Here is a 19909-nt window from a genome sequence, read left to right as displayed (position 1 = left end):
ACGACGGAGTGCCTTTTGCTCGCTATCTTGCTTGCCCATGCCGTTGCCGCCCTCTTGGCTCCGCTTGTGGTGCGCAGGTTAGGGCGAAACGGCTTCTTCCCCCTCGCGATAGTCCCCCTCGCCAGCCTCGGCTGGGTCATCGACAAATGGGGCACCGTCGAGACGCTGCACATCACCTGGGTTCCCGGCCTGTCGATGGACATCGACTTCAGGTTCGACGCGCTTTCGGCCATCATGGCCGTGCTCGTCCTGGGCGTCGGCACGCTGATTCTGATCTACTGCGCCCGCTACTTCAACGACGACGAACCTCGACTCGGCATCTTCGCCGCCGAGATGGTCGCCTTCGCGGGTGCCATGTTCGGACTCGTGACCAGCGACAACATGCTGCTTCTCTACGTTTTCTGGGAACTGACGACGGTCTTGTCGTTCCTGCTCGTGGGTCACTACGCCGAACGCGCCACCAGCCGCCGCGCCGCGACCCAGGCACTGCTGGTCACCACCGCCGGTGGTCTGGCGATGTTGGTCGGCATGATCATCCTCGGCCAGGTCGGCGGCAGCTACAACCTGTCCGAACTGGTCGCGAACCCGCCGACGGGGTGGCTCCCGTCCGTCGCGATCGTCTTGATCCTGATCGGTGCGCTCTCCAAATCGGCAATCGTGCCCCTGCACTTCTGGCTGCCAGGTGCGATGGCCGCGCCCACCCCTGTCAGCGGTTATCTTCACGCGGCAGCAATGGTCAAGGCCGGTATCTACCTCGTCGCGCGCCTGGCTCCCGGGTATGCCGATTCGCCGCCGTGGCGCATCACCATCATCAGTTTGGGTCTGCTGTCGATGATCCTCGCCGGTTGGCGAGCCATGCGCGCTTACGACCTCAAACTCGTCCTCGCCTTCGGAACCGTCAGCCAACTCGGCTTCATGATGGTCCTGGTCGGCATCGGCACGCGTGACGCCGCCCTGGCCGGCATGACGATGGTCGTGGCGCACGCGATGTTCAAGGCCGCACTCTTCATGGTCGTTGGCATCATCGATCACACCACCGGCACCCGTGACCTGCGCAAACTTGCTCACCTGGGTAAAGCGGCACCCGCTCTCGCGATCATCGCGAGCCTCGCTGCCGCCAGCATGGCCGGTCTACCACCGCTACTCGGATTCGTCGGCAAGGAAGCCGCACTCGAATCAGTTCTCGAAACGAACGCGCTCGGCCACTGGTCGTCGATCGCCGTCGTCACGGTGATCGTGTTGGGCTCGATCCTGACCGTCGGCTACAGCGTCCGGTTCATCTGGGGAGCCTTCGGACGCAAGACCTTGAGCAAGCCGAGTCCGGCCGTGAGCAAGATGCACAAGCCGGGTTGGCTGTTCCTGTTCGCGCCCGGCCTACTCGCGGTTCTCGGTCTGGCCGCCGGCATTCTCTCGCCCCAACTCGAGAAGCTGCTGACGCCGTACTCCACCACGCTGGCCCCCGGACCGCACGCCGACTACCACCTCGCACTGTGGCACGGATTCAACACTCCGCTGCTGCTCACCTGCATCGTCATCGCCGGCGGCATCGCGCTCTACATCGCGCAGCGTCAGATCAGCCGCCTGCACTTCGAGCACCCGCCGCTCGGCAACGCCGACCGCATCTACGACGCGACCCTGCGCGGCATGGACACCATCTCGATGCGCCTGACCGGTGCCACTCAGCGTGGTTCGCTCCCCCGCACGCAGTCGACGATTCTTGCGACGCTGGTCGTGGTGCCACTGTTCCTGCTGATCATCGACACCGATGGCGGCGGAGTCGACCTTCGGATGTGGGATTCACCCATCCAGTTCACTATCGCGCTGATGATGATTTCGGCCGCCATCGCCGCGACGCTGATGCGCAACCGACTCGCCAGCGTCATCCTCGTCGGACTCACCGGCTACGGCTGTGGCGTGTTGTTCGCGCTGCACGGCGCACCCGACCTCGCGCTGACCCAGTTCCTCGTCGAAACCTTGACCCTCGTGATCTTCGTGCTGGTACTCCGGAAGTTCCCCGCAGAGGTCGACGAGAGCAAGGCAATCGGCTTCAAGTGGCCGCGTGCCGCACTCGCCGTCGCGGTCGGTATCACCGTCACCACCATCGCGGCCTACGCGACCAATGCGAGAAACACTCGTCCGATCTACGAACTGCTTCCCGACGCGGCCTACGACCTGGGCAACGGCAAGAACGTCGTCAACGTCCTACTCGTCGACATCCGCGCATGGGACACGCTCGGTGAGATCTCGGTCCTGCTGGTCGCGGCAACCGGCGTCGCCAGCCTCGTGTTCCGCAACCGCCGCTTCGGTATCGCGCCGCGAGTCGCGGACGCCCCCTCCGTCATCGTCGACAAGGCAGCGGCCAACTCGGACACGACGTGGTTGCGCGGCGGAGACCTCATCGATCCTCGACACCGTTCGCTGGTTCTCGAGGTCACCACGAGATTAATCTTCCCGACCATCATGGTGTTGTCGATCTACTTCTTCTTCTCCGGTCACAATGCCCCCGGCGGCGGTTTCGCCGGAGGCCTGACGGCGGGCCTCGCCCTCGTGCTGCGTTACCTCGCCGGTGGCCGCTACGAACTCGGTGAAGCCGTACCCATCGACGCGGGCAAGATTCTCGGCCTCGGTTTGGCGCTAGCCGCGGGCACCGCCCTGGTGTCGCTGTTCCTCGGCGCTCCGGCACTCTCGTCGGCTGTCTTCGAGTTCACGCTCCCGCTCATCGGCCACGTCAAACTGGTCACCGCACTGTTCTTCGACCTGGGCGTCTACCTCATCGTGGTCGGCCTGGTCCTGGACGTACTCCGAAGTCTCGGCGCCCGCCTCGACGCAGAAATCGAGGTGAAAGCACCATGAGCGCAAATATCGGAATGCTGATCCTGATCGGCGTCCTCACGTCGGCCGGTGTCTACCTGCTGATCGAACGAAGCATCACCCGGATGCTCCTCGGTCTACTTCTATTCGGTAACGCCATCAACCTCTTGATCCTGACCGTAGGTGGATCGGACGGGAATCCGCCCATCGTCGGCCGAGATTCGGTCCACGAGGAGATAGCGGATCCGCTCGCCCAGGGCATGATCCTGACGGCCATCGTGATCACGATGGGTATCGCCGGCTTCGTTCTGGCACTGGCGTACCGGTCTTACAAGATCAACACCGCCGACGCCGTCGAGGACGATCCCGAGGACACCAAGATCCTCAAGCGTCGCCTGCCTGCCGACGCTCCCGACCACGACCGCTCCGACGACCCGGTCACCGGTGCCCCGAGCATCGGCGGCGACGCATTCGACAAGGACGGCAACCCTATTCCCCTCGAACAACTGGTCAACCTCGAGGACATCGAATGCTACGACGACCTCCACGACGGCGACTTCGAGGACGAACCGGTACCCGACTGGGCCACCGACCTTGCTCGTAAGAAGGAATCCGAGAAGCGGCGCAAAGACGCTCGCCAGACCAAGATCGAGGGAGGTGGCGGCGCATGACCATCTCGGACAACCTGATGGGAGCCCTTGCGCCCCTGCCCGTCCTGATCCCGATGCTGGCCGCAGCTGCGACGCTGGTTGTCGGCCGACGTCCGCGTTTCCAGCGTGTCATCACACTGATCGCGCTCATCGGCGTCGTCGCGGTGTCTGGATTGCTGCTCTACCTCGCCGACCGCGACGGTACGACGGCCGTTCAGGTCGGCGGCTGGGACTCCCCCATCGGCATCACACTCGTCGTCGACCGTCTCTCGGCGATGATGCTCGTGGTCTCGTCGGTGGTGTTGCTCGCCGTCATGATCTACGCGATCGGTCAGGGTATTCGCGACGGCAGCGAGGCCCAGCCGGTCTCGATCTTCCTGCCGACCTATCTCGCATTGACCGCCGGTATCTCCAACGCGTTCCTCGCCGGTGACCTCTTCAACCTGTACGTCGGATTCGAGGTCCTGCTCGCCGCGAGTTTCGTGCTCCTGACGCTCGGTGCCAGCGCCGACCGCGTTCGGGCCGGTGTCTCGTACGTGATGGTCTCGATGGTGTCCTCGCTGATCTTCCTGGCGGGCATCGCCTTCGCCTACGCGGCGACCGGCACCCTCAACATGGCCGACATGGCCCTGCGCTTCGACAACATTCCGCCGGGCACACGAACCGCCATCTTCGCTGTCCTGCTCGTGGCGTTCGGCATCAAGGCTGCGGTCTTCCCGCTGTCGGCGTGGCTACCGGACTCGTATCCGACCGCGCCCGCACCGATCACCGCCGTCTTCGCCGGGTTGCTCACCAAGGTCGGTGTGTACGCGATCATCCGCGCGCACTCACTGTTATTCCCGCAAGGAGAACTCGACAACGTACTGATGGTGTGCGGTCTGCTCACGATGGTGGTCGGCATCATGGGTGCCATCGCGCAGAGCGACATCAAACGTCTGCTCTCGTTCACACTGGTCAGCCATATCGGTTACATGATCTTCGGTATCGCACTGTCCACGACGTCCGGGCTGTCCGGCGCGATCTACTACGTCGCCCACCACATCATCGTGCAGACGACGCTCTTCCTCGTCGTGGGTCTGATCGAACGACAAGCCGGGTCGTCGTCGCTGCGCCGACTCGGCGGTCTGGCGGCGGCCAGCCCGATCCTCGCGATCGTCTTCCTGATCCCGGCACTGAATCTCGGTGGTATCCCGCCGTTCTCGGGCTTCATCGGCAAGGTCGCGCTCCTGCAGGCCGGTGCGGCCGACGCCAGCGCGCTGGCCTGGATCCTCGTCGCCGGCGGCACGATCACCAGCTTGCTGACGCTCTACGCCGTCGCCCGCGTGTGGACCAAGGCCTTCTGGCGAGCCCGCGCCGACGCGCCCGAAGGTGACCTCGCCGACGTCAGCCCGTCAGCACTGATCGACGAGTCCGAAGAGGACATCGCGTTCGTCGACCGCGAGGACGTCGGCAAGATTCCGGTCTTCATGCTGATTCCGACGGTCGGACTCGTCATCGTCGGCCTGGCACTGACGGTGTTCGCAGGCCGGATCATCGACATCAGCGACAGAGCGGCGAAGGATCTGCAAGACCGGTCCATCTACATCGACGCGGTTCTCGGCAACCACCGACCCGTGCCGGTCGACGAAGCTCCCGTCGCTGCAGACGACCCTGCTGTAGCTCCCAGTACCGACGCCCCGAACACCGAGGAGGCTCCGCGATGAAACGCGAACAGGTACTCCGCGTCGGGATCCTGCTGTGGCTGATGGTCGTATGGATCCTGTTGTGGGGCAACATCAGTTTCGGCAACATCTTCGGGGGACTCGCCGTCGGCCTGATCATCATGGTCCTGCTTCCCCTCCCCCGCGTACCGGTCGAGGGTCGGGTACATCTGCTGTCGATTCTGCGTCTGCTGTGGATGATCGTGTACTACGCGATCCAGTCGAGTATCCAGGTCGCGTGGCTGGCGATCCGTCCGTCGCCGCCGCCGGTCACCGGAGTTCTGCGGTACCAACTCGGGATCAAGTCCGACCTGGTTCTCACGCTGTGCATCGACGTACTGAACCTGATCCCGGGCACCATGGTTCTCGAGATCGACCAGAACCGGCGCATCGTCTACGTCCACGTGCTCGACGTCGGATCGCAGAAAGCCGTCAGCGCGTTCTACTGCTCGGTGGAGGATCTCGAGCGGTTGTTCATCGCGTCGTTCGAACGTGATTCGGACTGGCAACCCAGCCCATGGCACCAGCGCGACTACGAATTCGATGCACCCCGGCAGGAGGACCAACCATGAACGGGTTCATCACCACGATCTTGATCATTTCCGGAGTGATTCTGCTGATCGCCGCCGTACTGACCACGTTCCGATTGCTCGACGGTCCGAGCTCACTCGACCGCCTCGTCGCTCTGGACACGATCATCGCGGTCTCGATGTGTGGACTCGCCGTCTGGGCCGCGTACAGCAAAGACACCACGATCGTTCCCGCGATCGTGGCGCTGGCACTGGTCGGCTTCATCGGTTCCGTGTCCGTCGCGCGCTTCCGGGTGAGTGACCAGTGATCGGCAACATCCTCGACACGATCGGGGCCATCTCCATCTTCCTCGGCGCGCTGCTCGCGCTGACCGCCGCGGTGGGAATCGTTCGCTTCCCCGACACCCTGCGTCGTATGCACGCGGCCACGAAACCTCAGGTGGTCGGACTGATCCTGGTGCTTATGGGCGCCGTGTTCCTGCTTCGTGGGAGCGTCGACATCTGGATGTTGGTCCTGGTGGGCATCTTCACGCTGCTGACCGCGCCCGTGATCGCGCACAGCGTCGGCCGAGTCGCCTACCGCGAACAGCGCGAAGAGGACGACCTCATGAAGATCAACGAGCTGGAAGACCCGGACTCTCTCCTGTAGCGGCATCCCACTCGCCGTCGCGCTCGCCCCACACCGCAAGTGCAGTGCCGGGGCGGGCGAAGAAGGTGGCGAAGTACGCGACCGACATGAGAACCAGGACAGCCATCAGCAGCGGCCCGAAGATCGCCGGGTACTCGGCCATCTGCACCGCAGCGAACCGGTACGAGAGCAACAACCCCGCGAGTAGTGCCGAGCCACCGATCAACAGACGCACTCGGAACCACCCCCAGCCTCGCTCCGGATCCCGTAGCGCCGCATCGAGGGTCAAGCACAGGACGGCACCGGCAATGAGGTCGACGCCGTAGTGGAATCCGAAGCCGAGCGTCGCGGTCAGGGTCGCAACGAGCCAGAACGATCCCAGGCTGCGAATCCACCACGGTCCGCTGCGCGAGTGGATGAACAATGCGACCGCCCACGCGGTATGCAGGCTCGGCATGCAGTTTCGCGGTGCGGCGTCGTCGAACGGCAGCGACGACGGTGATGCGAAGTCGAAGTTGGGCACGATGTTCGGCCAGTAGTCACCGATCTGGAATCCGAACCCACGCGGACCGAAGGCGAACACCGGACCGACCACCGGGAACAGGACGTAGAAGATCGGGCCGATCAGCCCGATGAGCAGGAATGTTCGCAGCAGGTGATGCGACGGCCATCCCTTACGTGCTTGGTAGAGGGCAACCACGATCACTGCGACGGGCAGTTCGACGTAGATCCAGTCGAGGGCTGCTGCACCGACGGGGCCCATGGCGTCGACGATCTGGCCCATCACCCACGACGGATTCCCGAGAGCCTGGTCGGCGAGGAACACGTACTCGTCCCACACGTCGGTGCCGACGAGAATGGTGATCTCCAGCCACGTCTCGGCAACCTTGGCGGCGATGATGAGCAACGCGCCGAGAGCGACGCCGTGCAGAACGCTGAGTCGACGCTCGCCGGACAACTTCCACACCGCGTACACCGCGATGGCCGTCAGCACCCAGGTGCCGCCGGTGCCCATAGTCAGCGGTCCACCCGAGAACCAACGGATCGCGCCGACGACCACGTCGATGACAACGGCCGCGGATACCGCGTAGATGCGTTCTTTGTTGTTCAGTCCAACCAGCGCGAGAGCGAGACCCACCCAGGGCATGGTCGCCGAGCGAGGAACGAGGAAGTAGTCGCCGAACAGGCTTTCCACCGGACCGAGATAGCCCTTGTACGACGCGAACGCCTGCACACCCAGGACCAGCACGGTCAATGCTGCTGTGCCGATCAGAAGGAGTCGATGAGAACTCGACCACGAACGATCCGACTGTCCGGGTACGCCCCCTCGTTGGGACCAACTGTCTATCAACACCGGACAATAGTAAACGCCGTGTGAACCGAATATGGACGCAGACTGGACAATCGGTCTGTATGCCCGTATTTCGACCCTACGAAACCATCGGCAACACGGAGTGCTCTAAGTACCCAACTCCGCGACCAATGCGTCGACTACCGCAACCAGATCGCCGCCCGTCGCTTCCGCGACACGGCGTTGACGCTGGTAGGAGGCACCGCGACGGGGAATGTCCGCCACCGACGCCAACTCGTCCGCGCAGCCGAGTGAGACCGCTATCGGCGCCAAGTCGTCGAGCAGGCGATCCAGATCGTCAGTGACGAGGCACTCGTTTGCGTCGGAGTCGAGGATGATCTCGGCGTCCAGTCCGTATCTCGCTGCGCGCCACTTGTTTTCCTTGACGTGCCACGGCTGCATGTTCGGCAGAGTCTCACCGGCACTCAGTCTGCGGTCCAGATCGACGATGAGGCAGTGGACCAGAGCAACGAGAGCACCCAGTTCAGCGCGTGTCGAGACGCCGTCGAACACCCGGACCTCGATGGTTCCCCACTTCGGCGCGGGACGGATGTCCCAGTGCATGCCGCCGATCTTGGTGATCACACCGGTCTTCATCTGGTCGTCGATGAACGACTCGTATTCGGCCCAGTTCTCGAACTGGTACGGAAGGCCCGCGGTGGGGAGTTGCTGGAACATCAACGCGCGATTGGACGCATAGCCGGTGTCCACACCGGCCCACATCGGCGAGGACGCCGACAGCGCCAACAGGTGCGGATAGCGCTGCAGCAGTGCGTTGATGATCGGGAAAACGCGATCCGCGGACGAGACACCCACATGAACGTGCACGCCCCAGATCAGCATCTGCCGACCCCACCACTGCGTGCGTTCGATGAGTTCGTCGTAGTCGGGTGTCCGGGTGACCAGCTGCGTCGACCATTGCGCGAACGGGTGCGTGCCCGCGCTGATGAGGTCGACGCCGAGCGGATTCGCAGCGCGGCGAAGCAGATCCAGTGACCTGTCGAGATCACTCATCGCCTCGCCGACCGTCGAGTGAATACCCGTGACGAGTTCGACGGTATTTCGCAGTAGTTCCTTGGTGATGTGCGGGGTTTCCGAGCCGGCAAGCTCTTCGACCGCCGAAAACACCTCGGCTGCTGTGTTGGAGAGATCTCTGGTCTTGCGATCGACCAGCGCGATCTCCCACTCCACGCCCAGCGTCGGGCGCGGCGAACCTGGAAATGGAACTACCACGCAGAGAATCCAATCACAGTGTCGGTAAAAACACCGTGCTGGCTACTGCGTGGTAGTCGCCGGAAGTGATGCAAAACTCAGGTGAGTTTGTCAGCTCTTGGTGATGACACCGCAAGCGACGCGTCCGCCGGCGTCACCGGTGTCGAGGGTCTGCTGATCCGGTGCCGGCGCGTAACGCGTCGGGATGTTGCCGAAGTTGTCCGCACCGGCGTGGATCATGACGGATGTTCCACCGTATGCGACCAGTTCGTCGACGGTGAACGCGTCGGTCGTGGTGACCAGCGTGGCGGTGCCGTCTTCGAGGACCTGAACCGAAGTGAGGTCACCGCTCGCCGGGTGGCCCGTGTGACCCTCGGCCTGGAAGTGTCCGCCTGCCGAGAGGAAGTTACCCGGCTCTCCGCCGCTGGGGGCTACGGAATTGGTCTCGCACTTGGCGACCTGGTGAACGTGGAATCCGTGGAAGCCGGGGGTCAGGCCCTTGGCGTCGAGGGTGACCTTGACGTCGCTACCTTCCTGCGCGAACGTGACCGTTCCGACCTTGGCGCCGTCGGTGCCGTTCAGTGTTGCGGTGACCGTTTCGGCAGAAGCGCCGGCGTGAGCCGTCTCGGAACCGTGGCCGCCCGCGCTTTCGTGCGCGCTGGGATCGGCTGCACCGGTCCACACCGGAGGAGTCGTGCCGGGGACGCTGCTGGGCTCTTCGCTGTTACTGCAAGCGGTCAAGCCGAAAGCGGCAATCGCGACTACAGGGGCAACGACGCGCCAGGACATACGCCGGGTGCTGCTGGGGGCCATCGAACCGCTCCTTTGAGGTGGCGAGAAAGTGCTTCTGATCATAACGGCGCGTGTAGTAGCTGGAACCGACGGGTCAGTTCCACCTTCACGACCGGTCAGTTGGAGGTCACGATCACGATCACGCCAGGTGACGCGTTCGCGATGCCGGCGAATCGAGGTTCTGCGGTGACTCCGAGTTCAGCTGCGATCTTCTGCGCCGCTGCCTTCTCCGCCGCGGACGATCCGTAGTACACCGTCGTCGTACTGACGGTGCCCTCGCTGTAGTTACCCGTCTCCTCGACGTTCCAACCTGCAGCCGTCAATTCCTCGGCAGTGCCTGCTGCCAGACCCGAGACGGTGCTGTTGTTGAGAACTCGAACGCTGATATTCGACGTGTCGACGCCGCTCGCGGAGCTGGAAGTCGTGGTCGTCGCAGTTCCCGAGGGACGCGACGTAGTGGTGGTATCGCCCGAAGCGGGTTGCGTCGTCGCTGCCGGCTTGGAAGTGGCAGGTGCCGACGCGGGGGCGCTCGTCGTGGCAGACGCCGAGGATTCGGCCTGCTGTGCTGCGGTGTTCTCGTCGCCCGATCCACCGTCGCTCGATCCACCCAGTGAGGCTGCTCCGAGACCGATGAACACGATCGCCAACGCGATCAACACCATGGCGATTGCGCGAAGCGGAGGTCCGGACGGCTGCTCTTTCGGGGTACTCACGATGTCGACCTTATCGCCAGTGCGTGGACAGCCCGATCATATGTACGCGTGATTCAGGTGACCTCGAAGCCGAGGCGACGGGCGGCCCTGGCCTTCTGACGGCTGGCACGCAGACGACGCAGGCGCTTGACCAGCATGGGATCAGCCGCCAAGGATTCGGGGCGATCGACCAAGGCATTGAGAACCTGGTAGTAGCGGGTTGCCGACATGTCGAACAACTCCTTGATGGCTTCTTCCTTCGCACCGGCGTACTTCCACCACTGGCGCTCGAAGGAGAGGATGTCGTGCTCCCGGCGGGTGAGGCCGTCTTCGCCCACCTCGTGCATGCCTGCTGTATCTACTACCGAATCGTCGGCGCCAGTGCCTTCGGACTGGTTCCGACTACGCGCGGTTGCGCCGTCCATGTCACTCCTCGACTGCTGTGCTCGGCGTCAGCGAGACTCGTATGCCCGGTGTTCTTTTCCGACCGATATTCTCGCGGCCGTGAGTTTCCCGGTCCCCTGGCCCGAAGGTAACTCACAATTTCCCCCGCGGCCCACGTTCCGACCGAGCAACGAATTACATCGCTGTTCTTCAGCAACCATTGAACCATGATCGAGTGTGCGGGCCGTGATAACTACGCGGGCGCGCCGCACTATCCTTGTCCGCATGGCTATCCTCCCCATCCGAATCGTCGGCGACCCGGTACTGCACAAGGCGACAGAGCCGGTCACTCAGTCCCCGGCCGAGATCGCCGAACTGATCGCAGACATGTACGAGACGATGGACGCCGCCAACGGCGTCGGTCTGGCGGCCAATCAGGTCGGCGTTTCACTCCGAGTCTTCGTCTACGACTGCCCCGGTGACGACCGCAGCAGCGAGCGTCGTCGCGGCGTCGTCGTGAACCCGGTACTCGAGACGTCCGAAATCCCCCAGACGATGCCCGACCCGGAAGAAGACTTCGAGGGTTGCCTTTCCGTTCCCGGCGAGCAGTTCCCGACGGGCCGCGCCGATTGGGCGAAGGTCACCGGCACCGACGCCGACGGCAACCCGATCGAGGTCGAGGGCACCGGATTCTTCGCACGGATGCTCCAGCACGAGACCGGGCATCTCGACGGTTTCCTCTACACGGACGTGCTGATCGGCCGCAACGCGCGCGCCGCCAAGAAGATCATCAAGCGTTCCGGTTGGGGCAAGCCCGGTCTGACCTGGACGCCGGGCACCGTCGACGATCCGTTCGGTCACGACGACGACGATTACGAAGACTGAGAATTTCGCTCTGAACGGCAACATTTCGATCGGTAGCCGGGTGGTTTTGCGATACAAGCTCCCACCCGGCTATTCGCATCCCATGACCGACGTCATCGGCATCCTCGAGGGTGCCGATCCCATCGCCGTCCGCAGCGGCGACGGTCGGCTGGTCCAGGTCTCCGCCGATCAGGTGATTGCACTCAAGACTCTCTCGGCCCGTCCGATTCGCATCGGCGAGATTCGAAACCTCGAAACGGCTGCTGCGGCGGCGTGGCCGGGGGTCGAGCAGGCGTGGATCGACGGTTGGTTGCTGCGCGCCGGTCACGGCTTCACCGGCCGCGCCAATTCGGCTTTGCCGCTCGGTGGTGCGGGGACGGTTGCCGGCTTCGACGCGAGCACCATCGAGCGGATACGCCAGTGGTTCGGTGACCGCGGCCTGCCGACCCTGCTGCTCCTCCCCGATCGACTCGGCACCGCTCCGGACGGGTGGACCAGCGAGAAGGAAACCATCGTGATGGCCGCCGATCTGGGCAGTGTCACGCTGCCGCTCGGTCCTCCGGTCACCTCGTTCGCCGACCGCCCCGACCACAACTGGCTGTCGACGTACGACGCCCACGGAGATCCGGCGTACGTCGAGGCGGTCCTCACGGCTGTCGTGGGCAGTGCAACTTTCGGCGCGATCGGAAACACCGACACGACGCTTGCCATCGGGCGCGCTGCGCTCACCGAGGCGCCCGATGGCAAGCGCTGGGTAGGACTGACCGGCATTCACGTCGCCCCTGAACACCGTCGTCACGGAATCGGGTCGCTGATCTGCGGAGATCTACTCTCCTGGGGTCGTCAGAACGGTGCGACGCACGCGTACCTCCAGGTTTCGGCGGAGAACTCCGCGGCGATCGCGCTCTACGAGCGGCTCGGATTCGTCGAACACCACCGCTACCGATACGCCACCGATCCTGTCGGCGGCTGACGCTAGGCTTGCCCTCGTGCGCATCGCTACTTGGAACGTCAACTCCGTCCGTGCCCGTACCGACAGGATCATCGACTGGCTCGGTCGATCCGACGTCGACGTCCTGGCAATGCAGGAAACCAAGTGCAAGGACGAGCAGTTTCCGTACGAACGCTTCAAGGAAATCGGCTACGAGGTCGCCCACGTCGGGTTGAGCCAGTGGAACGGTGTCGCCATCGCTTCGCGCGTCGGCCTGGACGACGTGCAGATCGGCTTCGAGGATCAGCCCGGGTTCGACAAGGATCCCGAGGCAGACCCGGTCCGCGAGGCACGTGCGATCGGTGCCACCTGCGGCGGTGTGCGGGTGTGGAGCCTGTACGTCCCCAACGGCCGTGAGCTGGAAGACCCGCATTACGCCTACAAGCTGGATTGGCTGGCCAAGCTGCGCGACGACGCGGAGGGCTGGCTCAAGCAGGATCCCGACGCGCAGATCGCCCTGGTCGGTGACTGGAACGTCGCTCCTACGGACGACGACGTGTGGGATCCCGCTTTCTTCGAGGGCAAGACCCACACGTCGGAGCCGGAACGAGCTGCGTTCACCGCCTTCACCGAGTCCGGGTTCGCGGACGTCGTTCGCCCGTACACCCCCGGTCCCGGTGTGTACACGTACTGGGACTACACGCAGCTTCGCTTCCCGAAGAAGCAGGGCATGCGAATCGACTTCATCCTCGGCTCTCCGGCATTCGCAGCGCGCGTCGAGGCGGCCGAGATCGATCGAAACGAGCGAAAAGGCAAGGGCGCCAGCGATCACGCTCCAGTGATCGTAAAGCTCGGGTGATCGTAAAGCTCGGAGCCTGATCGTCTGTTTGCAACCTCCGGCGGCTAGTCCTCGACGAGCAGTTCCAGATACTCGGGATGCTCGCCGAGGTACCGCTGAACATAGGTGCACACAGGCCGCACCGACCATTCACGTTCACGGGCGCAGTCCATCGCGAACTGCACGAGTACGGCTGCCAGTCCCTGCCCGCCGTACTCCTCCTTGACGACGGTATGCATGTACGCAACCACGTCGCCCGCTTCGGCTCCGCTCCCCGAAATCTCGTCCTCGTCGCGGTATCCGAGGATGCCGACCAACTCGTCGTCGGAGAGCAGTTCGAATCGTTCGTGCGACGGATTGTCCACGAGCGTGACTTCCGGTGAGGTTCCGGTTCTCGAGTTTTCGATGTCGTTCATTGCGGCGACCTCCACGGCACGATCTGCAACTGCGCGATCTGCGACTGCTGCGTTCGCACGCTCTCCATAACTGTGATCCATGCCACTCATAGAATCAGCTACCGACGACGCTGTCCCGGGTTCGACCAATTTTTGCACCGCGAACGACTCCACCGCAATCGCACTGAAACGCTTTTTCGGGGTTGAGATAGAGTCGGCCGGTGCCGCTGTGACAGCGAGCACAAATTTCATACAACCACCACGGGGGCTCGCACCAGCGGGCTGAGAGGACGGCTAGGGCCGTCGACCGGATGAACCTGACCGGATAATGCCGGCGTAGGGAGCGCACCATGCAGGAGAAGTCTGTCCGTACGGCTGTTCACGCGACTGTCCACACCGCTGTGACAACCGGCCCGATCGAGGGCAGTAGCAAGCACTACGTCGAATCGGATTCTCTCCGGATCCCACTTCGACGCGTCACTCTCACCAATGGTGAGCATCTGGACCTGTACGACACGTCAGGTCCTTACACCGACACGGACGCCGACATCGACCTCGATGCAGGGCTGCCGACGACCAGGGACACCTGGGAACGCCCGGAAAGCAATCGGACGCAACTGGAATGCGCCCGAGACGGTGTGATCACCCCGGAGATGCGCTATTGCGCTGCACGCGAGGGCGTTTCAGCCGAACTGGTGCGTTCCGAGGTGGCTCGCGGGCGGGCGGTAATTCCCGCGAACCATCGCCACGGCGAGCTGGAGCCGATGCTCATCGGCAAGAAGTTCGCCGTCAAGATCAACGCGAATATCGGGAACTCGGCCGTAACCTCCTCTGTTGCAGAGGAAGTCGAAAAGATGGTGTGGGCGATCCGCTGGGGCGCCGACACCATCATGGACCTGTCCACCGGCAAGGACATCCACCTGACCCGTGAATGGATTCTGCGCAACTCACCCGTACCGGTCGGCACGGTACCGATCTACCAGGCACTCGAGAAAGTCAACGGAGATCCCACTGCTCTGACATGGGAAATCTACCGCGACACGGTAATCGAGCAGTGCGAGCAGGGCGTCGACTACATGACCGTGCATGCCGGTGTACGAATCGGTTACATCGCTCTGACTGCTGGTCGCGTCACGGGAATCGTCTCGCGCGGCGGCGCGATCATGGCCGCGTGGTGCATGCACCACAGGCAGGAATCGTTCCTCTACACACACTTCGACGAACTGTGCGAGATCTTGCGCCGATACGACGTCACGTTCTCCCTCGGTGACGGGCTTCGACCGGGATCGATCGCCGACGCCAACGACGCCGCCCAATTCGCGGAGCTTCGCACTCTGGGAGAACTCACGCAGATTGCGAAATCCGCAGGAGTCCAGGTCATGATCGAGGGCCCCGGACACGTTCCCATGGACAAGATCGAGGAAAACGTCCGCCTGGAAGAAGAGCTCTGCGACGAGGCACCGTTCTACACCCTCGGACCGCTCGCTACCGATATCGCGCCGGCGTACGACCACATCACCTCCGCCATCGGTGCGGCGATGATCGCACGGGCGGGAACGGCGATGCTCTGTTACGTCACACCCAAGGAACACCTCGGCCTGCCCAACCGAGACGACGTGAAAACCGGTGTGATCACCTACAAGATCGCTGGCCATGCAGCAGACCTGGCAAAAGGGCACCCGAATGCACAGGCCCGCGACGACGCACTGTCCAAGGCGCGCTTCGAATTTCGCTGGTTGGACCAGTTCGCTTTGTCACTCGACCCGGACACCGCCAGGGAGTTCCACGACGAGACACTACCGGCAGAGCCCGCCAAGACCGCACATTTCTGCTCGATGTGCGGGCCGAAGTTCTGCTCGATGCGGATCTCGGCGGACGTACGTCAGTACGCGGAAATCCTGGAAGCGGAAATCCCGGAAACCGAGTCCATCCGGACCGAGCTGCCGTTTCCCCAGGTCCGGTCGGTAGGCTCGTCGTCGTGAAGCTGCTGCCCCTGACCCCCGCCGGACAGACCCCGATTCGGGCATTGACCATCGCCGGAACCGACTCCGGCGGCGGAGCCGGCATTCAAGCCGATTCCCGCACGATGGCGATGTGCGGAGTACACGCCTGTGTGGCCGTCGCCGCTGTGACGGTCCAGAATTCGGTGGGCGTCAGCGGATTCCACGAGATTCCGCCGGAGATCGTCGCCGACCAGGTGCGCGTCGTGGTCTCGGACATCGGCGTCGGCGCAGCGAAGACGGGAATGCTGGCCTCGACGACGATCATCGAAGCGGTAGCCGCAGTTGCCGCCGAGGTGGGGATCGGCCGCGACCGGCCGATCCCGCTGGTGGTCGACCCCGTGTGCGCGTCGATGCACGGCGATCCGCTGTTGCACGAAGAAGCTCTCGACGCGGTCCGCAACACCTTGATTCCGGCTGCCACGGTGGTCACTCCGAACCTCGACGAGGTTCGGTTGATCACCGGCATCGAGGTCGTCGACGACAAGAGCGCCCGCCAAGCGGCAGAAGCGTTGCATGCGCTCGGCGCTCAATGGTCCATCGTCAAGGGCGGCCACCTTCGTACTTCGGAGTTGTCCACCGATCTGTTGTTCGACGGCGACCGTTTCCTCGAATTCAGCAGTGCCCGGATCGACACCGGCAACGATCACGGCGGCGGAGACACGCTGGCCGCTGCGATCACTTGCGCTCTCGCACATGGCTATTCCGTTCCGGACGCGGTGGCGTTCGGCAAAGAGTGGGTGACCAAGTGTCTCGAGGCGTCGTACGACCTCGGCGCAGGACATGGTCCGGTGTCCCCGCTTTGGCGGCTCCAGGTCTAGTGCGCTAGTTCCGGCGTACGCGCCAGATTCCCAGGTCGACGGGAACTCCGTTGGGAGTGGTCGCGAAAAACCCTCGCCGCCATGGCCGGATCGTGAGATCGAGATCCTCCAGGGTGCCGGCTTCGAGTTCCTCGAGAGTTGTCGCCGACATCATGACGTTGCCGTCGCCGCCCAAGCCCATCATCCGGGCGGCGATGGTCACGTCGACGCCGAGCCAGTCGTCGCCGATCTGGCGCGGAGTACCCGTGTGGAGGCCGACGCGCATTCGTGGGGTGTATCCGTCGAGGTCGACTTCCGCGAGTGCGTCCTGCGCGGTGAACACCGCCTTCAAAGCCGCATCCGGGCGAATGAACACGGCCATCAGACCGTCGCCCATCCGTTTGACGACGTGTCCGCCGTTGTCGGTGATCGGGGTTTCCACGGCCTGCGCCACGGCACGCAGGAGCGTCAGCGTGGCGCCGTCACCGGCTTCGAGTGACCAGGTGGAGAAGCCAACCAGATCGGTGAAGACGATGGTCAGTTCTTGATCACCGCGGCCGCGGCCCATCTTTTCCAGCGCCGCCTGCCACACCTGCAGTGCTCCGAGGCTCACTTCGCGAGTGGCTGCCGGCTTCTGATCGAGCAATCTGTCAGCGACGCGGGCCACGGCGCGGGCACCGCCAGGACCTGCCAGCGAGAGCGGATCTCCGAATCCGGGATCACCGGGTAGTGCCCGCCTCAGCCGTCGTAGCGCGTCGATGAGCTGCTGCCGACGGTTCAGTTCTGCCGCAGAGTTCAAGACGACGTCGACGACGCCTCGAACCGAGGAGGAAGGAGCACCTGTCGTGTCGGTGCCCTCCGGGGACAGATCAGCCATAACTCAAGCGTAACTCAGAGTTACAGACAGTGTGCTGCCGCCGTTCTCGCACAGTGGCCTCCTGGTCGCTCGCACAGTCGATCATTCGGTCAGTCGATCATTCGGTCAGTCGATCATTCGGTTCTGGCCTGTGTCCGGGCATCGCCGACGGGAACGCCGTTCGGCCCGCTCAAATCCTGGGCATACGTCGCAACTCCGAAGGCTACTGCAGAAGCGTTGGCAGCGAGCGCTTCGCGATCGATGTTCGCGAGGTTGTCCTGGGCACTGTGGTAGTTCGGGTCGAAGGTCTCCTCCGCTTCGCCGCCCCACTTCTCGGCCTGAGCCGGCGTCTTGCGTTCGTCCGCGCCGCTGAACACTCCGCCCGCCGGGATTCCGATCTCGATGAACGGGCCGTAGTCGGAACGCCCGTCGAAGTCCGTTCCGTCCGCCGCAATCCCCCGATCGGCGAGAAAATCGACGAAGGTGCGCTCGATGCCTGCCGAACCCTCGGGCCCTGGCCCCTCCCCGACCGCATCCGAGTTGTCACCGTCGTAAGCCAGGTATCCGGCATTGGGCGAACCGAGCATGTCGAAATTCAGATACAGGGCGATGTCGGCCCGTTCCTGATCGCTCAGACCTTCCACGTAACGGGTGGAGCCGACCAATCCCACTTCTTCCGCTCCCCAGAAAGCGAAACGCACGGCATTCTCGATGCTCGGTGAGCTTCCCATCTGCAGCGCGGTTTCCAGCACGGCTGCGGTGCCGCTTCCGTTGTCGTTGATTCCGGGACCTTCCGGCACACTGTCCAGGTGGGCGCCCACGACAACCACGTTGTCGGTCGCGCCGGTCTTGGTCTGTGCAATCACGTTGCGCGACTTCGTCGTTTCCGTCGACGTGTCGAGAATCAGCGTGAGGTCTCCGGGCGCTACGGCAAGAGCCTCGCCCGACGCCTTGCTCACCCCGCCGGTCGGGATGCGGGCGTCTTCGGGTTCACCCAAGGTTGCCCCGCCCAGCATCGCGTCCTCGTTGTTGGCAACCAACAACGCTGCCGCGCCGCGGTCAGCGGCGATCTTCTGCTTGTCGCCGAACGGGCACACTCCGCGGGTGACCAGCACGATTGCACCGTTCACGTCGCGGCCGTCGTAGTCGGTGGCCTCGCAACCTGGTGTCTCGTCGGCGGGAATCACCACCAGGCGTGCCGTAATTCCGGTCGGTCCTGTGGAGGGGGAATATGTCAACGCCCGCACCGGAACATCGGAGCCGTCAGTAGCTTTCAGGGATTCGGTGCCGGGATCGAAGGAGCTGAAGTCGAATTCCGGGGTACTGACGTCGAAGCCCTTGTCTTCGAGCAGGTTTGCCACGTAGTCGACACTGGCGTCGTAGCCGGGGGTTCCGGCCGATCGATTGCCGTCGTTGTTACCGGCGATCTTCTCGAGTTGCTCCAGATGCCCGGTCACTGCGTCGACCGTGACGGTCTCGGAGAATGCCACCGGGTCTGCCGGGACGGCTGCTTCACTTCCCGACGACGAGCATCCACTCACCACGAGTGCTCCAGCCATTCCGACCACAACCACACCGAAGAGTCTCATCTTCGGAGGATATCGGCCGAAGCACAGGAAAGGGACCCAGTACGAATGGTTTTTCGTACTGGGTCCCTACTCTGCTGTCACTCCGCGTTCTCGGTAGGTCTCCCGACAACACCTACCGAGGGAGCGACAAGATCAGGCGTCGCGACGATTCACGATGACAATACTTGCTCCGAAAATCACCAGAACGAAGGCCGCGAAGTAGATCAGGCTGCCCCAGGGTCCCCAGTGGAAATCAAGGCTTCCGCCGCCAGGGCTGAGGAAGTGGTTTGCGTTCGCGAACGGCAGGAACGGGGTGATCTTCTCGCCGACACTGCCGAACAGTCCGAACAGGCTCTCGATGAGCAGCGGCCAGAGCAGGAGCAACGCAATAGCGCCCGCAGACTGGCGGATGATCGATCCGACGCCGACAGCAAGAATCACGCAGAGGAAGGCGTAAACCGGGATGCCGTAAATCGCACGCCAGTCATCGCCGGTCGACAGGGTCAGGCCCGTGCTGGCCTCGGTACCGGCCATGGCTTTGGCCACCGCGTAGGACCCGAAGGCGAGGACAAACGTCAGCACCGCGCCGAAGGCACCGATGAGGCCGGCTTTGGCGATGAGAACCGAGGCACGGTTCGGAACTGCCTGGAAGGTGGTGCGGATGGTCCCGAAGCGGTACTCACTGGTGACCGCGAGGGCCGCCATGATCATGAGAACCATGATTCCGAAACCCGAGATGCCGGCCGTGGCAACGGCGGTGTCGAGGTCCGGTGCTCCCTGGACGTCGGAGGACGTCAGAGCCGACTTGGCAACCGCGCCCATGATGGCCGCGAAGCCGAGAGCGAGCACGACGATGATGATCGTGCACCACAACGGTGATTTGGTCGTGGTGATCTTGATACGTTCA

Annotated in this window: 20 protein-coding genes and 1 riboswitch; of the genes, 11 read left to right on the top strand and 9 right to left on the bottom strand. The window is 63.6% G+C overall.

Annotated features, from left to right (window positions below; translation table 11 throughout):
• Positions 1–15 precede the first annotated feature (15 nt).
• Genes H7C86_RS33895 through mnhG form a run of 6 tightly spaced genes read left to right on the top strand, consistent with a single transcriptional unit; the run spans position 16 to position 6340 of the window.
• Positions 16–2853, top strand: coding sequence for a Na+/H+ antiporter subunit A (locus H7C86_RS33895; protein ID WP_141487602.1), 2838 nt, complete (start codon positions 16–18; stop codon positions 2851–2853).
• Complete coding sequence (locus H7C86_RS33890) at positions 2850–3482, top strand: Na(+)/H(+) antiporter subunit C (protein ID WP_019744495.1); 633 nt, start codon at positions 2850–2852, stop codon at positions 3480–3482. Before H7C86_RS33895 ends, H7C86_RS33890 begins: the two co-directional genes overlap by 4 nt.
• Positions 3479–5164: a Na+/H+ antiporter subunit D gene (locus tag H7C86_RS33885; protein WP_021343340.1), complete on the top strand. Its 1686-nt coding sequence runs from the start codon at positions 3479–3481 to the stop codon at positions 5162–5164. Before H7C86_RS33890 ends, H7C86_RS33885 begins: the two co-directional genes overlap by 4 nt.
• A complete protein-coding gene (locus tag H7C86_RS33880) occupies positions 5161–5733 on the top strand; it encodes a Na+/H+ antiporter subunit E (RefSeq protein WP_182263202.1) in 573 nt (190 codons plus the stop codon). Before H7C86_RS33885 ends, H7C86_RS33880 begins: the two co-directional genes overlap by 4 nt.
• Positions 5730–5999 carry a monovalent cation/H+ antiporter complex subunit F gene (locus H7C86_RS33875; protein WP_003945061.1) on the top strand — a complete coding sequence of 90 codons (270 nt, stop codon included), beginning with the start codon at positions 5730–5732 and terminating at the stop codon, positions 5997–5999. The genes H7C86_RS33880 and H7C86_RS33875 overlap by 4 nt, the downstream gene beginning before the upstream one ends.
• Positions 5996–6340: a monovalent cation/H(+) antiporter subunit G gene (gene mnhG / locus H7C86_RS33870; protein WP_003945045.1), complete on the top strand. Its 345-nt coding sequence runs from the start codon at positions 5996–5998 to the stop codon at positions 6338–6340. Before H7C86_RS33875 ends, mnhG begins: the two co-directional genes overlap by 4 nt.
• Here the strand turns inward: mnhG and H7C86_RS33865 are convergent.
• From H7C86_RS33865 to H7C86_RS33845, 5 genes are all read right to left on the bottom strand, one after another.
• Complete coding sequence (locus H7C86_RS33865) at positions 6306–7673, bottom strand: phosphatase PAP2 family protein (protein WP_019744497.1); 1368 nt, start codon at positions 7671–7673, stop codon at positions 6306–6308. The genes mnhG and H7C86_RS33865 overlap by 35 nt on opposite strands.
• Positions 7674–7778: 105 nt before the next feature.
• Complete coding sequence (locus H7C86_RS33860) at positions 7779–8903, bottom strand: glutamate--cysteine ligase (RefSeq protein WP_003945034.1); 1125 nt, start codon at positions 8901–8903, stop codon at positions 7779–7781.
• Positions 8904–8993: 90 nt separating this feature from the next.
• A complete protein-coding gene (sodC, locus tag H7C86_RS33855) occupies positions 8994–9695 on the bottom strand; it encodes a superoxide dismutase[Cu-Zn] (protein ID WP_182263201.1) in 702 nt (233 codons plus the stop codon).
• Between the two features lie 95 nt (positions 9696–9790).
• Positions 9791–10387: a LytR C-terminal domain-containing protein gene (locus tag H7C86_RS33850; protein WP_142006090.1), complete on the bottom strand. Its 597-nt coding sequence runs from the start codon at positions 10385–10387 to the stop codon at positions 9791–9793.
• Between the two features lie 53 nt (positions 10388–10440).
• Positions 10441–10791: a DUF3263 domain-containing protein gene (locus tag H7C86_RS33845; RefSeq protein WP_007730120.1), complete on the bottom strand. Its 351-nt coding sequence runs from the start codon at positions 10789–10791 to the stop codon at positions 10441–10443.
• A 244-nt stretch (positions 10792–11035) separates the two neighbouring features.
• Here H7C86_RS33845 and H7C86_RS33840 point away from each other — a divergent pair, with 244 nt between their 5' ends.
• From H7C86_RS33840 to H7C86_RS33830, 3 genes are read left to right on the top strand one after another with little or no spacing between them, the layout of a single operon-like run.
• The gene (locus H7C86_RS33840) at positions 11036–11635 is read left to right on the top strand and encodes a peptide deformylase (RefSeq protein WP_019744501.1); all 600 of its coding nucleotides are present in this window, start codon (positions 11036–11038) and stop codon (positions 11633–11635) included.
• A gap of 40 nt (positions 11636–11675) precedes the next feature.
• A complete protein-coding gene (locus tag H7C86_RS33835) occupies positions 11676–12587 on the top strand; it encodes an N-acetyltransferase (RefSeq protein WP_081328989.1) in 912 nt (303 codons plus the stop codon).
• A gap of 16 nt (positions 12588–12603) precedes the next feature.
• Entirely contained in the window at positions 12604–13404 is an 801-nt protein-coding gene (locus tag H7C86_RS33830; protein WP_020906690.1) for an exodeoxyribonuclease III, read from the top strand.
• Positions 13405–13448: 44 nt separating this feature from the next.
• On the opposite strand, the gene H7C86_RS33825 is transcribed toward H7C86_RS33830, so the two are convergent.
• Positions 13449–13880: a GNAT family N-acetyltransferase gene (locus H7C86_RS33825; RefSeq protein WP_223257849.1), complete on the bottom strand. Its 432-nt coding sequence runs from the start codon at positions 13878–13880 to the stop codon at positions 13449–13451.
• Positions 13881–14029: 149 nt separating this feature from the next.
• A riboswitch (TPP riboswitch) is annotated at positions 14030–14138 on the top strand.
• On the opposite strand from H7C86_RS33825, the gene thiC reads away from it, so the two are divergent.
• A complete protein-coding gene (gene thiC, locus H7C86_RS33820; protein WP_259349392.1) occupies positions 14129–15760 on the top strand; it encodes a phosphomethylpyrimidine synthase ThiC in 1632 nt (543 codons plus the stop codon). (Overlaps the previous riboswitch by 10 nt.)
• A complete protein-coding gene (gene thiD, locus H7C86_RS33815; RefSeq protein WP_003945044.1) occupies positions 15757–16599 on the top strand; it encodes a bifunctional hydroxymethylpyrimidine kinase/phosphomethylpyrimidine kinase in 843 nt (280 codons plus the stop codon). The genes thiC and thiD overlap by 4 nt, the downstream gene beginning before the upstream one ends.
• Positions 16600–16603: 4 nt before the next feature.
• Here the strand turns inward: thiD and H7C86_RS33810 are convergent, their stop codons facing one another.
• From H7C86_RS33810 to H7C86_RS33800, 3 genes are all read right to left on the bottom strand, one after another.
• Positions 16604–17455 (bottom strand): adenylate/guanylate cyclase domain-containing protein, encoded by an 852-nt coding sequence (locus tag H7C86_RS33810; protein WP_019744506.1) that lies wholly within the window; start codon positions 17453–17455, stop codon positions 16604–16606.
• Between the two features lie 113 nt (positions 17456–17568).
• Positions 17569–19023, bottom strand: a complete 1455-nt coding sequence (locus tag H7C86_RS33805; protein ID WP_020906687.1) for a M20/M25/M40 family metallo-hydrolase — start codon at positions 19021–19023, stop codon at positions 17569–17571.
• 132 nt (positions 19024–19155) lie between these two features.
• Positions 19156–19909 (bottom strand): ABC transporter permease (locus H7C86_RS33800; RefSeq protein ID WP_182263200.1); only part of this gene is annotated, 754 nt, incomplete at its 5' end.

Source organism: Rhodococcus sp. UFZ-B548 (assembly GCF_903819475.1).
Classification (GTDB): domain Bacteria; phylum Actinomycetota; class Actinomycetes; order Mycobacteriales; family Mycobacteriaceae; genus Rhodococcus_F; species Rhodococcus_F erythropolis.
Note: the sequence above shows the minus strand (reverse complement) of the source record. Positions and strands in the feature narration are given on the sequence as shown.

Bases quoted from the DNA above. Each gene is read 5' to 3' on its own strand.
- H7C86_RS33890 (WP_019744495.1), top strand. From the start codon at position 2,850: ATGAGCGCAAATATCGGAATGCTGATCCTGATCGGCGTCCTCACGTCG.
- H7C86_RS33885 (WP_021343340.1), top strand. From the start codon at position 3,479: ATGACCATCTCGGACAACCTGATGGGAGCCCTTGCGCCCCTGCCCGTC.
- H7C86_RS33880 (WP_182263202.1), top strand. From the start codon at position 5,161: ATGAAACGCGAACAGGTACTCCGCGTCGGGATCCTGCTGTGGCTGATG.
- H7C86_RS33875 (WP_003945061.1), top strand. From the start codon at position 5,730: ATGAACGGGTTCATCACCACGATCTTGATCATTTCCGGAGTGATTCTG.
- sodC (WP_182263201.1), bottom strand. From the start codon at position 9,695: ATGGCCCCCAGCAGCACCCGGCGTATGTCCTGGCGCGTCGTTGCCCCT.
- H7C86_RS33845 (WP_007730120.1), bottom strand. From the start codon at position 10,791: ATGGACGGCGCAACCGCGCGTAGTCGGAACCAGTCCGAAGGCACTGGC.
- H7C86_RS33840 (WP_019744501.1), top strand. From the start codon at position 11,036: ATGGCTATCCTCCCCATCCGAATCGTCGGCGACCCGGTACTGCACAAG.
- H7C86_RS33825 (WP_223257849.1), bottom strand. From the start codon at position 13,880: ATGGATCACAGTTATGGAGAGCGTGCGAACGCAGCAGTCGCAGATCGC.
- thiC (WP_259349392.1), top strand. From the start codon at position 14,129: ATGCAGGAGAAGTCTGTCCGTACGGCTGTTCACGCGACTGTCCACACC.
- H7C86_RS33810 (WP_019744506.1), bottom strand. From the start codon at position 17,455: ATGGCTGATCTGTCCCCGGAGGGCACCGACACGACAGGTGCTCCTTCC.
- H7C86_RS33805 (WP_020906687.1), bottom strand. From the start codon at position 19,023: ATGAGACTCTTCGGTGTGGTTGTGGTCGGAATGGCTGGAGCACTCGTG.